The 13,961-nt window shown below is 72.0% G+C and carries 12 protein-coding genes; 8 read left to right on the plus strand and 4 right to left on the minus strand.

What is annotated here, in order from left to right; genetic code table 11:
• Nucleotides 1-177 precede the first annotated feature (177 nt).
• Nucleotides 178-588: a winged helix-turn-helix transcriptional regulator gene (locus ACQPZF_RS38525; protein ID WP_433265643.1), complete on the minus strand. Its 411-nt coding sequence runs from the start codon at nt 586-588 to the stop codon at nt 178-180.
• Nucleotides 589-657: 69 nt separating this feature from the next.
• On the opposite strand from ACQPZF_RS38525, the gene ACQPZF_RS38530 reads away from it, so the two are divergent.
• The gene (locus ACQPZF_RS38530; protein WP_433265645.1) at nt 658-2,001 is read left to right on the plus strand and encodes an MFS transporter; all 1,344 of its coding nucleotides are present in this window, start codon (nt 658-660) and stop codon (nt 1,999-2,001) included.
• Here ACQPZF_RS38530 and pcrA read toward each other — a convergent pair.
• On the minus strand, nt 1,964-4,279 hold the full coding sequence (pcrA, locus tag ACQPZF_RS38535; protein ID WP_433265647.1) for a DNA helicase PcrA: 2,316 nt from the start codon (nt 4,277-4,279) through the stop codon (nt 1,964-1,966). The genes ACQPZF_RS38530 and pcrA overlap by 38 nt on opposite strands.
• 216 nt (nt 4,280-4,495) lie before the next feature.
• Between pcrA and ACQPZF_RS38540 the strand changes: the two genes are divergently transcribed.
• Complete coding sequence (locus ACQPZF_RS38540) at nt 4,496-4,765, plus strand: chorismate mutase (RefSeq protein WP_433265649.1); 270 nt, start codon at nt 4,496-4,498, stop codon at nt 4,763-4,765.
• Here the strand turns inward: ACQPZF_RS38540 and ACQPZF_RS38545 are convergent.
• Entirely contained in the window at nt 4,734-5,801 is a 1,068-nt protein-coding gene (locus ACQPZF_RS38545) for a histone deacetylase (protein WP_433265650.1), read from the minus strand. The two genes, ACQPZF_RS38540 and ACQPZF_RS38545, sit on opposite strands and share 32 nt — an antisense overlap.
• 64 nt (nt 5,802-5,865) lie before the next feature.
• Here ACQPZF_RS38545 and ACQPZF_RS38550 point away from each other — a divergent pair, with 64 nt between their 5' ends.
• The 6 genes from ACQPZF_RS38550 to ACQPZF_RS38575 all read left to right on the plus strand — a co-directional run bounded on the left by ACQPZF_RS38550 (nt 5,866) and on the right by ACQPZF_RS38575 (nt 12,970).
• Nucleotides 5,866-6,183: a hypothetical protein gene (locus ACQPZF_RS38550; protein ID WP_433265652.1), complete on the plus strand. Its 318-nt coding sequence runs from the start codon at nt 5,866-5,868 to the stop codon at nt 6,181-6,183.
• Between the two features lie 182 nt (nt 6,184-6,365).
• The gene (locus ACQPZF_RS38555; RefSeq protein WP_433265654.1) at nt 6,366-7,418 is read left to right on the plus strand and encodes a hypothetical protein; all 1,053 of its coding nucleotides are present in this window, start codon (nt 6,366-6,368) and stop codon (nt 7,416-7,418) included.
• Nucleotides 7,419-7,580: 162 nt separating this feature from the next.
• Nucleotides 7,581-8,381, plus strand: coding sequence for a hypothetical protein (locus ACQPZF_RS38560; RefSeq protein WP_433265656.1), 801 nt, complete (start codon nt 7,581-7,583; stop codon nt 8,379-8,381).
• A gap of 157 nt (nt 8,382-8,538) precedes the next feature.
• Nucleotides 8,539-9,366, plus strand: a complete 828-nt coding sequence (locus tag ACQPZF_RS38565) for a hypothetical protein (RefSeq protein WP_433265658.1) — start codon at nt 8,539-8,541, stop codon at nt 9,364-9,366.
• 574 nt (nt 9,367-9,940) lie between these two features.
• Nucleotides 9,941-11,269: a serine/threonine-protein kinase gene (locus ACQPZF_RS38570; protein ID WP_433265660.1), complete on the plus strand. Its 1,329-nt coding sequence runs from the start codon at nt 9,941-9,943 to the stop codon at nt 11,267-11,269.
• A gap of 123 nt (nt 11,270-11,392) precedes the next feature.
• Entirely contained in the window at nt 11,393-12,970 is a 1,578-nt protein-coding gene (locus ACQPZF_RS38575; RefSeq protein WP_433265662.1) for a serine/threonine-protein kinase, read from the plus strand.
• Nucleotides 12,971-13,062: 92 nt separating this feature from the next.
• On the opposite strand, the gene ACQPZF_RS38580 is transcribed toward ACQPZF_RS38575, so the two are convergent.
• Complete coding sequence (locus ACQPZF_RS38580) at nt 13,063-13,956, minus strand: LysR family transcriptional regulator (RefSeq protein ID WP_433265664.1); 894 nt, start codon at nt 13,954-13,956, stop codon at nt 13,063-13,065.
• Nucleotides 13,957-13,961 lie beyond the last annotated feature (5 nt).

A 13,961-nucleotide genomic window follows, 5' to 3' on the forward strand; every position in this document is an offset into this window, starting at 1 on the left:
CCTGGTCGCGCTCGCCGCCCCCGAAGCGGCTCCCGCGTCCTTCAGTGCTGCCCGCAAGCGGCTCCCTCTGCCCGGTTCACCCCGAATGCCCCGGTCATTCCGCTTGTGACACCCCATAAGACGCACACGTCATATTCGGGTTGCGTGCGACTCGTGGATCAGTCCGGGAGGGCCGTGTCAGGCGGCCCCGGCGCGGGTGTCGAACGCCGCGCGCGCGGCCGTGACCTCGGCTTCGTGCTCGGTCGCCCACACCACGAGCGGGCACAGGGTGGTGTGCAGGGTCGCGCCGAGCGGCGTCAGCTCGTAGTCCACCCGCAGCGGCACGGTCGGGTGCACGGTGCGCCGCACGAGCCCGTCCCGCTCCAACTGGCGCAGGGTGACGGTGAGCATCCGCTGGCTCACCCCGTCGATCTTGCGGCGCAGCTCGCTGAACCGGTGCCGCCGTTCCTCCAGGTAGCCGATGACCAGCAGCGACCACTTGTCGGCTACCCGGTCCAGCATGTCCCGGACCAGGCAGTCCGACCGCGTGTCCCACTGCCTGGGGTCGTCGTCGTCGTCGGTTCCCTCGCAGTGCCCCGGTGACTTCACAGTGCCCTCTTCCACAAGCGGAGATCCTCCCGCAGCATTGCATGCACATGCAAGGAACGAGGAGGAGCTGTGACCACAACGGAAACCACCGCGCGGCTGAGCGGACGCGAGTGGGGCGTCCGGCTGGTGCTGTGCGGTGCGATCTTCCTGGAGGGCGTCGACGTCTCGATGATGGGCGTCGCCCTGCCGTCCATCCAGGCCGAGCTGGGCATGACGCCCGGCGCCCTGCAATGGGTGGTCAGCGCCTACGTGCTGGGCTACGGCGGCTTCATGCTGCTCGGCGGCCGGGCGGCGGACCTGCTCGGCAGGCGGCGGGTGTTCCTGTGCTGGCTCGCCGTCTTCGTGCTGTTCTCCGGCCTCGGCGGGCTCGCGCAGGACGGCTGGGTGCTGATCGTGGCCCGGTTCGTGACGGGCCTCAGCGCCGCGTTCCTCACGCCGGCGGGTCTGTCCATCATCACCACCACGTTCGACGGCCCACGGCGCGATCAGGCCCTCCTGGTGTACGGCGGGGTCGGCGCGGCCGGCTTCTCCCTCGGCATGGTCGTCGGCGGGCTGCTCACCGTGCTGGACTGGCGGTGGGTGTTCTTCGCGCCCGTCGTCCTCGCGCTGGTGATCCTCTTCGCCGCCGTGAAGGCGATCCCGAAGAGCGCCGACCGCGCGCAGGGCCGGTTCGACGTCGCGGGCGCGGTCACCGTCACCGGCGGGATGCTGCTGCTCGTGCTGGCCATCGCCGAAGGCGTCTGGCCGGCGCTGGCGGGCGGTCTGGCGCTGCTGGCGGCGTTCGTGGTGATCGAACGGCGGGCCGCGGAGCCCCTGGTGCGGCTCGGCGTCTTCCGGGTGCGGAACCTCGTCGGCACGAACATCGCCGCCCTGCTGTTCGCGGCGTCGTTCTTCGGTTTCCAGCTCGTCGCCGTGCTCTACCTCCAGCAGGTGCTGGGCTGGTCCGCGCTGGAGACCGGCCTGACGCTGCTCGTCGTGGGCATCGACGCGGTGCTCGCGCCGACCCTCACGCCGCGCCTGGTGAGGCGGTTCGGCCTGATCAAGGTGACGACCGCCGGGCTGCTCTCCGCGACCGCCGCCTACGCGCTGTTCCTGCCCCTGGACCACGGCTGGGACTACTGGCGGCTGCTGCCCACCCTGGTGCTGCTCGGCTTCGCGTTCGCGCTGGCCTACGGCCCGCTGACGATCGTCGCCACGGACGGCATCGCGGACGCCGAACAGGGCCTCGCCGGAGGCCTGCTCAACACGTCGTTCCAGTTCGGCGCGGCCCTCGGGGTCGCGGGCGTGACGGCCGTCGCCACGCTCGGCGACACCCCGCTGGAGGGCTACCGGCTGGCCGTGCTCGTCCCGGTCGCGGCGGGGCTGCTGGCCGCCGTCACAGCTTCACGAGGGGCACGCCGCCGATCAGCATGAGCCGGACCTTCCCCGCGGTGCCGAAGTCGATCGTGGCGGTGGCGCGGGGGCCCGAGCCGTCCACCGCGACCACGCTGCCCAGCCCGTACTTGTCGTGGCTGACCCGGTCGCCCACGTCCAGCTTGAGCGCGGGCGTGTCCTTCCAGGCCGTGTTCGTCGGCGCGGGACGCGAGGGCCCGTCCGAGCGGCGGCCCCACGTCGTCGCGGTGGACGGCGCGGAGCGCTGCGGCTCCACCCGCCGCCACTCGACCAGGTCGGCCGGGATCTCGTCCAGGAAGCGCGACGCCGGGTTCGCGGACGGCTGGCCCCACGCCGAGCGCACCAGCGCCCGCGACAGGTACAGGCGCTGCCGGGCCCGCGTGATGCCCACGTACGCCAGGCGGCGCTCCTCGGCCAGCTCCGTCGGGTCGCCGAGCGCCCTCAGGTGCGGGAAGACGCCGTCCTCCCAGCCGGTGCAGAACACCACCGGGTACTCCAGGCCCTTGGCGGTGTGCAGGGTCATCAGCGTGACCACGCCGTCCGACTCCGCGTCCGGCACCTGGTCGGCGTCCGCGACCAGCGACACCCGCTCCAGGAACGCGCCCAGCGAGCCCTCGGCGGGCAGGCCCTCGTCCTCGGCCGGGACCTGGGTCACCGCGCCCAGGTCGGTGAACTCGCGGGCCACCGTGACCAGCTCGTTCAGGTTCTCCACGCGGGTGTGGTCCTGCGGGTCCTCGCTGGCCTCCAGCTCCGCCCGGTACGCCGTGCGGTCCAGCACGGCCTCCAGGATGTCGGCCACGTCGTCGCCGCGCTCCACCAGCTCGCCCAGCTCGTCCAGCAGCTCGACGAAGCCCGCGATGGCCTTCTGCGACCGGGGGTTCAGCATCGGGACCTTGCCCCGCACGGCCTCCCGCAGCGCCGCCGCGAAGCTGATCCGCTCCCGCTCGGCGTAGGTCGAGACGCACGCCTCCGCGCGGTCGCCGATGCCGCGCTTGGGCACGTTGAGGATGCGCCGCAGCGACACCGTGTCGTCGGGGTTCGCCAGCGTCCGCAGGTACGCCAGCGCGTCCCGCACCTCGCGCCGCTCGTAGAACCGCACGCCGCCGACCACCCGGTACGGCAGGCCGAGCCGGATGAAGATCTCCTCGAACACGCGGGACTGGTTGTTCGTCCGGTAGAACACGGCGATCTCGCCGTTGTTCGCGTCGCCGCCGTCGACCAGCCGGTCGATCTCGCGCGCGACGAACGCCGCCTCGTCGTGCTCGTTGTCCGCGACGTAGCCGACGATCTTCTCGCCGTCGCCCAGCTCGCTCCACAGCCGCTTGTCCCGGCGGTCCGGGTTGCGCGAGATGACGGCGTTCGCGGCGGACAGGATGGTCTGCGTGGACCGGTAGTTCTGCTCCAGCAGGATCGTCGTCGCCTGCGGGTAGTCGCGCTCGAACTCCACGATGTTGCGGATGGTCGCGCCGCGGAAGGCGTAGATCGACTGGTCGGCGTCGCCCACCACGCACAGCTCGCCCGGCGCGACGCCGGCCCGGCCGGTGCCGACCAGCTCGCGGACCAGCGTGTACTGGGCGTGGTTGGTGTCCTGGTACTCGTCCACCAGCACGTGCCGGAACCGGCGGCGGTAGTGCTCGGCCACGTCCGGGTAGTGCTGGAGCAGCTCGACCGTGCGCATGATCAGGTCGTCGAAGTCCAGCGAGTTCGACTCGGTGAGCCGGCGCTGGTAGCTCTCGTAGACCTCGGCGACCCGGCGCTCCAGGTCGTTGCCCGCCTGCTCCTTGGCGGTCTCGACGTCCACCAGCTCGTTCTTCAGGTTCGAGATGTGGATGGCGAGGGTGCGGGCCGGGTACCGCTTCGGGTCCAGGTCGAGGTCGCGCGCCACCAGCGTGATCAGCCGGCGCGTGTCGTCGGCGTCGTAGATGGAGAAGTTCGAGGACAGGCCGAGGGTCTTCGCCTCGCGGCGCATGACCCGGACGCACATCGAGTGGAACGTCGACACCCACATCGAGCGGGCGCGCGCGCCCACCAGGTCGGCGACGCGCTCCTTCATCTCGGCCGCCGCCTTGTTGGTGAACGTGATCGCCATGACCTCGCCGGGGTGGACCTTGCGCTCGGCGAGCAGGTAGGCGATGCGGCGGGTGAGCACGCGGGTCTTGCCCGAGCCCGCGCCCGCGACGACCAGCAGCGGCGACCCGGCGTGCTCGACCGCGCGGCGCTGCGCCGGGTTGAGGTCGGCCAGCAGCCGCGAGGACCGGGAAGCAGGGGGACTTGGAGGCAAGTCGAACAAGGCGCTCATCGTGCGTTCACGTTACCGGGTACCCCCGACAGTCCGCGGCTGTGGCATGATGACGGCATGCGCTCGGCTCACTTCGAGTTTTTCTACGGGATCCGGACTCCGGCTCCCGTGGACCGCTAGCGCACCCAGCCACCCACGAAGCCCCGGAGTCCTCGGATTCCGGGGCTTCGTCGCTTCCGGACCGGGACTCCACTCCAGAGTCGAGAGGTCACCCCGATGAACAGCACCGACACCGCGCCCGCCAACGAGGACATCGACGCGCTGCGGCAGGAGATCGACTACCTGGACGCGGAGCTGCTGCGCCTGGTCAAACGACGCGTGGAGATCTCCAAGACCATCGGCGCGGCCCGGATGGCGGCCGGCGGCACGAAGATCGTGCACAACCGCGAGATCGACGTCCTCAACCGCTACCGGGAACTCGGCCCCGAGGGCCGGGACCTGGCGATGATCCTGCTCAAGCTCGGTCGCGGCCCGCTCGGCCGGTAGCGGCCCTGGCCAGGTCCCGGTCCACCAGTTGGGCGTCGTCGGGCAGGTAGGCGAGGGGATCGTCGAGCAGCGGGGCGGTCCCCACGAGGCCCTCGACCAGGGCGTGCAGGCACAGCGCCGCGTAGCCACGCAGGTAGCCGCCCTCCTGGGTGAGCACGGTCGGGAGGTCCAGCGCCGCCACCTCCCGGCCGATGTCCCGGTACCCGGCGGCGGTCAGGTTGTGCCGCCCGTTCGGATCGAACGCCGAGCCGTCGAACCCGGAGGCGCAGACGAGGAAGTCCGCGCCGTGGTCGCGGATCGCCGGCAGGGCGAGTTCGGCCAACGCGCGGCGGTAGGCGGTGTCGCCCGCGCCCAGGGACAGCTCGATGTTGAGGTTCGCGCCGTCGCTCTCCTCCGGGCCGCCGGTCTGGGTGTGGTTCGCGCCCCACGGGCCGTGCCGCATGTGGACGGAGACGGTGAGCACGTCGTCGGCGTCCCGGAAGATGTCCTGGGTGCCGTTGCCGTGGTGGACGTCCCAGTCGAGGACCGCCACCCGGCGGCCGGCGCGGCGGGCCGTCTCGGCGACCAGGGCCGCGTTGTTGACCAGGCAGTAGCCGTCCGGGAGCGCCCGTTGCGCGTGGTGGCCGGGCGGGCGGACGAGCGCGTACGCCAGGCGGGTCCGACCCGACGCCACCGCCTCGTACGCGGCGAGGGCGGTGCCCGCGGCGGCACGGATCGCGTCCCACGAGCCGGGGCCGACGACGGTGTTGGTCTCCAGCGCGACGCGGCCCTCGCCGGAGCACGCCCTATATAGATAGGTGAGGTATTCGGTCGCGTGGACGCGGGCCAGCTCCTCGTCCGTGGCGAACCGGCCGCTCGACCAGGTGAGGTGCGGCGCCACCGGGCCGTGCGCCAGGGCGTGCCGGAACGTGCGCAGGCGGGCCGCGTTCTCCGGGTGCGGCTCGGGCGCGTCCAACCACTCCCACCGGCCGGGCAGCTCCCACAGACCCGCGCCGGTGTCGTGCTCCAGACAGGCGTCATGCCAGAACAACTCCACACCAGGGGGATATCAGGGCGATCACCCATGGGCCAAGTCGAATAAGCGCAGGCACACTAGGTGTATGGGCGTCATCGGCCTCATCATGGGTCTCATCGCAATCCTCGGCGTGCTCGCCACGCTGGCACACGACGGCTACCTGGCCATGCTGGGCTCGGCAGCCAAGTCCAAGCGCGCCGCGGGTGCGCCGGTCGCGCAATACGTGCGCAGCCGGTGGACGGTCGCGGGCGTGACCACGGTCATCGCGCTGGTCGGGCTGCTGATCACCACGGGCGAGAACATCGCCCCCGACATCATCGGCGCACTGCTGGCCGGCGGCGCGGGGCTGGCCGCGACCAACGCCTTGCAGAGCAGCCGGAAGCGACTGAACAGCGGTAGCTGAACTTCACTCGCACGTGTGCCACCTCGGTACCGCAAGGCTGATCCGACCAGCCGCCCGCAGGCCGTGCACCTACCCTGTGGTAGGCGCAGGGTCTCGCCGTCCCACCCCGATTCCCTGCCTCTGACCAGCCGAACTACAGCCGGACCGGCGTGCGTCCGGGGGCGGGAGAGGTTCGCACAGGCATGGACATCGGGGAACCGGAACGGTCGGGCAGGCTTCGTACGGCGGACGACCGGGCGGCTTGGTGGCTGCCCCTGAGCAGTGAGCTGGACCACACGCCCGTGATGCCGGTGGCGCGGGCCGGCACACCCGACGTCGGGCGGCCGAACCCTCGGCCGGGCACGGTCAGGCAGGCAGTCGTGCGGCCGGACACGCGGCCGGGCACGCAGGCCGTCGTGCGGCGCGTGCGGGCTGTCGTGCGGGGGGACGTGCAGGCGGTCATGCGGCGGGACGTGTTCCCCGTGCAGCGCACCCGTGACCCCTTGGTCGACACCGACGCGATGGGGCTGCGCAACTTCAACATCGGCCTGGTGCCCGCGTCCGTGACGCCGCCGGTGACGTGGCAGCGGGCCGCCTGGTTCGCCGTGCTGTCGTCCGCGGCCGTGCTGATCGGGCTGGCGTTCGCGGCGTCCAAGCTGGTCGGGACGAACGCACCGGACGAAGAGCTGGGGATGCCCGGCTACCCGACCACCGCGCCGATCCTGACCGGGTTCGCCACCAGCCCCGTGCCGTCGCACCGGCAGGACGCGGTCGTCGGCAGGCCGGACGGCACCCCGGTCCAGCGGTCCGAGGCCGTCCTGTCCACCGCGCACCTGCTCCCCGGTCCGCCCCAGCCCGCCGCCTTGGCGCCGGAGGTGGGCACGACGCCGGACGCGCCCCCGCCGCCGACCGTCACGACCGTGCCGAACAGCGCGCGGCCGGTGGTGGACGGGGCCGCGCTCGCGGCCATGACGGAGTGGTTCTACGAGGACGCGGCGTTCGACCCGGCCACCGCGCTGGAGCTGGTCGCCGACCCGTTCCGGGTGGACGTCGAGGCGTTGCTGGCGAAGCGGTTCGCGGAGGTGGCGCTGATCCGCGTGACCGAGATCAGCGTGGACCCGGCGAACGGCGTCACGGTCAGCACGCTGCACGTGACGATGAAGGACGGGACGACGACCACCGAGAAGCGCGAACTGTTCTTCACCACCACCGACGACCCGCTGATCACCGCCGAGCGGCCGGTCGGCGACGCCTAGCGGTCGTTCGCGAACGTACAGCTCGGACTTGATCGCCCGATCGAGCGACACCCTCGGACCGCTGGCCGCCACGAACGGGTGAACCCGCCAGTTTGGCTGGCTTTGCGCTGGTCGGGCACGGTACGAGTTCTCGCTGACGACACAGGTCCGAGGGAGTCGCCAGTGCAACGCCCTACGCCAGGCGGTCGCAGGCACAGCCGCGCCGGCTCGGTCTCGGTGGCCGAACTGATCAGGAAGCACCCCGCTCCGGTGCGCATCCCGTCGCGCGAGCAGGCGGCCACCGACGGGCTGATCGCCGAGCTGCTCGGGGAGCCCGCCGCGCACCAGTGCCCGCCACGCCCGTCCAACCGGGCCGCCAAGGCCGTCGGGCTGGCCGCCGGCGCGCTGGTGCTGCTGGCGTCCGTCGCGACGGCGTCGATCCTGGTCGGAGCCCGGGCCGACAGCCCGTCCCGGCCGTCCGTCGAGCCGCCCGCGGAGATCACCGGGTCGTCCGCGCTGCGGCCGGACGTGCTGGCGGCGGAACTGGGCGGCGCGCCAAACCCGTCGCCGCCGCCGGCCGAGCCCGCGCCGATGGTGGTCGACGTGCCCGTGGAGGTGCCGGTGGACGTGCCGCCGGAGATCGACGTGGCGCCGCCGCCGGAGACCGCGACCAGGTCCAAGCCGCAGGTCGGCGTGGTGCGGCACTTCTACGAGCTGCTGCCGGCCAAGCCCGCCGACGCGGCGCAGTTGCTGACGCCCGACCTGGTCGGCGGGAACGCGCGGGACTTCGTGGCGTCGTGGGGCCGGATCCAGGCGATCACGATCGAGTCGACCTCCCTCCGGCCGGACGGCGCGGTGCACGCGGTGGTGTCGCTGCAGGAGCTGTCGGGGCGGTGGATGAGGGTCGAGCAGCTCTTCTGGCTCACCGACACGACCCGTCCTCGCATTGTCGGGACGCAGGTCCTTTCAGCCCAACGTAGCTGACACTGAGTGACGATCATGCCGTAGAAGCTCACGGACTGTGTATTCCGTCAGTTGTTGATTAGGAAAGTTCACCCAAAGGGGTTACGAAGTCGGTCACGATTCGGTATCCATGGTCCCGGTTAGTAGCGCAACGCACTCTCCGGGAAGGTGACCTTCGGTGTCGAACGACGACAAACGGCGTCGGCGGGATGGCTCGACGGCCCAGCTCTCCGTCGGCGAGTTGATCGCCCGGCGCGAGGCCGAGACCCAGCCCATCCCGAGGATCACCGAGGAGGACACCGTCCGGCCGAGGAGCACCGAGGAGGACACCGTCCGGTTCAAGGCGGCGACGAACCTCTCGGGGCGCGAACTGCACATCACCGAGCTGCTGCGCCGCGAAGGCCGCGCCGGCGAGGAAGAGCGCGGCGGCGGTGGCTTCTCCGTGCCGAAGCTGGTGGCGATGGCGAGCGGCGGCGTGGTGCTGGCGGGCACCGTGGCGTTCACCGCGACGAACCTCCTGTCGTCCCCGGACGAACGCCCGCTGGCGGAGGTCCGCTTCGACACCCGGCCGCAGGCGCGGAGCACGAACACCATCGGCAACGACCTGGCGGCAGCCGCGGCGAAGCAGGAAACGCCGCAAACCCAGGACCAGACCGAGACGTCGACCACGACGCCCACCCAAAGCTCCACCAAACGCCCGCGCGCGACCCAGCAGCCCGCGCCGGCCACGACGACCACCACGGAGCAGGCGCCGGCCCCCACCACCGAGCAGCCGCCCAGCACCACCACCCCGGCGCCCGGCACGACGACACCCCCCGAGACGACCCCGCCGCCGCCCACGAGCACCACGACGCCGCCGCCGTCCTCGGACAGCACGCCGCCCCCGTCTTCGGGCACCACCACCCCGCCGCCGTCGTCGGAGACGCCGGGGGTCGGGATCGGCATCGACTTGGGCGGCATCCTGAACCCGCTCGGTGGGTTCGACTTCTTCGCACCGGCCAAGTAGGGCGGACGGCTCGCCTCGCCTCGCCCTGGACAGCGCTCACTCTGGACGACTCGCTCTGAGCGCCTCGCCCTGAGCAGCTCACTCTGGGCGACTCGCGTCGGGCAGTGCGGTCCGGGCGGCTCGCGCCGAGGATTCAGCTTGGCCGCGACACGCAACTCGCACGCCAAGCCGCAACTCGCTGAGCCGCAACTCGCCGAGCCGGAACGCGAGACACGCCGTCGAGCCGCAACTCGCCGGGCAAACCAGGGCCGCTCAACCCAGGGCCGCTCGGACCAAGACGAGGCGGCGAATCAGGAGCCACCCCGGTTCCGAAATGCCAGGTCCGCCCGGCACCAACCAAACTGGGCCGTTTGGAGCCACTTGCGGCGATCTTCACCCGAACAGGTGGCCGATTGACCCGGTTTCGGGTATCCCTTCCCGGTCCGAACGTAGCTCGCGTGACCTGCGCAACGGTCCGAAAGCCGTCGTCACCGCCGGGGTAGGCTGTCCGCGCATCGATCCGCACGACGAGGAGCCCTAGCGTGAGACCTGCTGCCCTTGCCGCGGTCACGCAGCGCCCCGACGAGGTGGTCCGGTGACCACTGACGGCCGGCTCATCGCCGAGCGCTACCGATTCCTGGACCGGATCGGCAGCGGTGCCATGGGCGTGGTCTGGCGCGCCCAGGACGAGCGCCTCGGGCGGATCGTCGCGGTCAAGCAACTGCTGCTCCAGCCCAGCCTCGACACCACCGAGCAGGACGAGGCCATCCAGCGCGCCATGCGCGAGGGCCGGATCGCCGCCAAGCTGCACCACCCGAACGCGATCGCGGTCTACGACGTGGTCGAGGAGAACGGCGCTCCGTGCCTGGTCATGGAGTACCTCCCGTCCAGCAGCCTGGCCGACACGATGGCCGAGCACGGTCCGCTCGACCCGCTCGAAGTCGCCCAGATCGGCACCCAGGCCGCGTCCGCGCTCGCCGCCGCCCACGCCGCCGGGATCGTGCACCGGGACGTGAAGCCCGGCAACGTGCTGCTCGCCGACAACGGCCTGGTCAAGATCACCGACTTCGGCATCTCCCGGGCCAGTGACGACGTCACCGTCACCAAGACCGGCCTGATCGCGGGCACCCCGGCCTACCTCGCGCCGGAGATCGCGCGCGGCCAGGACCCGACGCCTGCCTCGGACGTGTTCTCGCTCGGGTCGACGCTCTACGCGGCGGCCGAGGGCGAGCCGCCGTTCGGGCTGAGCGAGAACACCCTCGGTGTGCTGCACGCCGTCGCCGCGGGCCGGATCAACCCGCCTTCGCTCGACGGGCCGCTGACCGACGTCCTGCTCGTCCTGCTCAACTACGACCCGGACGAGCGCCCGACCATGGCGCAGGCCCGCGACATGCTCTACGCGGTCGCCCACGGCCGGAACCCCAGCCTCACCGGGCTGCGCGCGGCGCCGCTGGTGGACCCGATCGCGAGCGCGACGACCGTCATGGACGCCGACCGCACTCGCGTGGTGCGGCCGAACCCGCGCACGACCGGTCCGACGACCCCCGTCGCGCCGCCGCCCGCGCCGACGAAGAACAACACCCGCCCGCTGGTCATCACCGCCGTCGTGCTGGGCTGCCTGCTCCTGCTGGGCTTCCTGTTGGTCGCGTTGGGCGTGTTCGACAACAAGGACCCCGAAGTGCCGCCGGCGGGCAACACGAGTTCGTCGAGCACTCCCGCGCCGACGACCACCACGACCGTCGAGCCCACGACTACAGTGCCGCCACGGATCACGACCGAGGAGACGACGACGACCACCACGCCGCCTCCGCAGACGACCACCACCACGACAACGACGACAACCACCACGACGACCACGCCCAAGCCGACGACGACCACCACGACAACGACCACCACGACATCTCCGGCGCTGCCCACCACATAGGGCATGGTGGGCAGACCTCGTAAGGTGGAGCCGAACCCGATCGGGTGACGCAACGTTCTTGTCCTAGTGGCGATGTCACCGGTGTTCGCCACTGAAGTAGCCCGAGCAGCTTTGGAGTCCCCTGTGACCGACGATGGCCGCCTGGTTGCCGGCCGCTACCGACTGGGCCAGCGGATCGGCAGCGGAGCGATGGGCATCGTCTGGCAGGCGCACGACGAGCGCCTGCACCGCACGGTCGCCGTCAAGCAGCTCCTGCTCCAGCCGGGCCTGGCCGAGGCGGACACGGACGAGGCGAAGCGGCGGGCCATGCGCGAGGGCCGGATCGCCGCCCGGTTGCAGCACCCGCACGCCATCGCGGTCTACGACGTGGCGGAGGACGACGGCCAGCCGTGGCTGGTGATGGAGTACCTGCCGTCCAAGAGCCTGTCCACGGTCCTGTCCGAGCGCGGCACGCTGTCGCCCCGCGACGTGGCGTCGATCGGCTCCCAGGTCGCCTCGGCGCTGGCCGCCGCGCACAACGCGGGCATCGTGCACCGGGACATCAAGCCCGGCAACGTGCTGCTCGGCCACGAGGGCACGGTCAAGATCACCGACTTCGGCATCTCCCGCGCGACCGGCGACGTCACCGTCACCGCGACCGGGATGCTCGCCGGCACCCCCGCCTACCTGGCCCCGGAGGTCGCGAAGGGCTACGACCCCGGTCCGCCGGCGGACGTGTTCTCGCTGGGCTCCACGCTGTACGCGGCGATCGAGGGCATGCCCCCGTTCGGGCTGAACGAGAACACCATCGCGCTGCTGCACCAGGTCGCCTCGGGCAAGGTCACGCCGCCGAAGCAGGCCGGTCCGCTGACCGCGCTGCTGATGCGCCTGCTGCGCGCCGAGCCGGAGGACCGGCCCACGATGGCGGAGGCGAGGGAGGCGCTGGCGGCAGTGGCCGCCGGCCGGGCCGCGCCGGAGTTCCCGGTGGCGCTGCCCCAGACGCACCCGCCGTCGTGGCAGGGCACGCCCGTGCAGCAGCCCGCCACAGCGGCGACCAGGGCCATCGCGCCCGCGCCGCCCGCCACCCGGATCTCGCCGACGCCGACGCCGCCGCGCCCGGTCAACCCGCTGCCGCCGCCCTCGCGGCCGGCCGCCGCACCGCGTCCCGCGGGCAGGCCGGCGGGCCGGGGTCCGATCAAGAGCAAGCGGTCCGCGGCGGTCACGGCGCTGGCGATCGTCGCCGCCGCCGTGGTCGGGATCATGCTGGCCAGCATGTTCTCCGGCGATGGTGACAACACCCAGGCCGGGCAGACCACGACGAGCGCGAAGCAGGCGGGCGGCGCCGAGCCGTCGAGCACGCCCACCAGGAAGACCACCGCGCCGCCGCCGAAGATCACCAGCGATCCGACGCCGGAGCAGCAGGAACAGGCGATCCGGGACTACTTCGCGCTGATGCCGACCAACGTGGAGGACGGCTTCAACCGGCTCACCGCCGAGATGAAGAGCAGCACGGGCGGGATCGAGGGCTACAAGAGCTGGTGGAGCCTCGTCCGGTCGGTCGAGCTGATCAGCGTGAAGATCAACTCGCCGTACGCGTACGAGATCGAGATCACCTACAACATGAAGGACAACTCGGTCGCCCGAGAGCGCAAGCTGATCGTGCTCAAGTGGGAGAACCAGGGCCTGTACATCGCCAAGGACCAGACCCTGGGCAAGGGCTAGCTACCCGCCGGCTTCCCGGCTCCTGGACGGCCCCGTCCAGCTCGCGACACTCCAGGCTTCGGCGCGATCGCGCCCCCGGGCCCGTTACCGATCTACGACACGGCCGCTTTCAGGGCGTCCAGCAAGGTCCGCACCGCGGGCGACCCGAGGCTGTCCGCCCGGATCGCCGCGAGGATGGTGCGGCTCGGCTCCGGGTGGCGCAGCCGGCGCACCACCACGCCGGGGTGGATGACGCCCAGCCCGAGCTTGGGCACGATGGTGACGCCCAGCCCGGCGGCCACGAAGCCCTGCGCGGTCGGGTAGTCGTCGGACTCCAGCACGAAGTTCGGCGCGAAGCCGGCGGCGGCGCACGCGTCGAGCACGATGTCGCGGCACGGTCCGGGCGGGCTCACGGCGTCCACCCACGGCTCGTCGGCCAGGTCGGCGAGGTCCACCACGCGCTTGCGGACCAGGTCGTGCCCACGCGGCAGCACGGCCAGGTACGGGTCATCGAGCAGGTGCACGACGTGCACACCGCGCGGGGCCTCCGACCCGCGCGGGAACACGCTCAGCGCCACGTCCGCGCGGCCCGCCTCGATCTCCACCATGGGGTCGTCCGGCTCGATCAGCTTGAGGTCTAGCTGCACGTCGGCGTGCCGGGCCTTGAACGCGGCCACGGCGGGCGGCACCAGGGCCGCCCCGGCGGTGGCGAAGTAGCGGACCCGCAGCCGCCCGGTGCGGCCCGCCCGCAGGTCCGCGAGCGCGGCCTCGGCCTCCACCAGCCGGTCGGTGATGTGCGCCGCGTGCTCGGTGAGCATGCGGCCCGCGACGGTGGGCCGCACGCCCCTCCCGACGCGGTCCAGCAGCGGCAGGCCGGCCTGTTTCTCCAGGGCGGCGACCTGCTGGCTGATCGCGGACGGGGTGTAGCCGAGGTTCACCGCGGCGGCGGTGATGGAGCCGGTGGTGACCACGGCCCGGAGCACCTGCATGCGTCGCACGTCCAGCATGAACC

Source organism: Actinosynnema sp. CS-041913, from assembly GCF_050942485.1.
Lineage (GTDB): Bacteria > Actinomycetota > Actinomycetes > Mycobacteriales > Pseudonocardiaceae > Actinosynnema.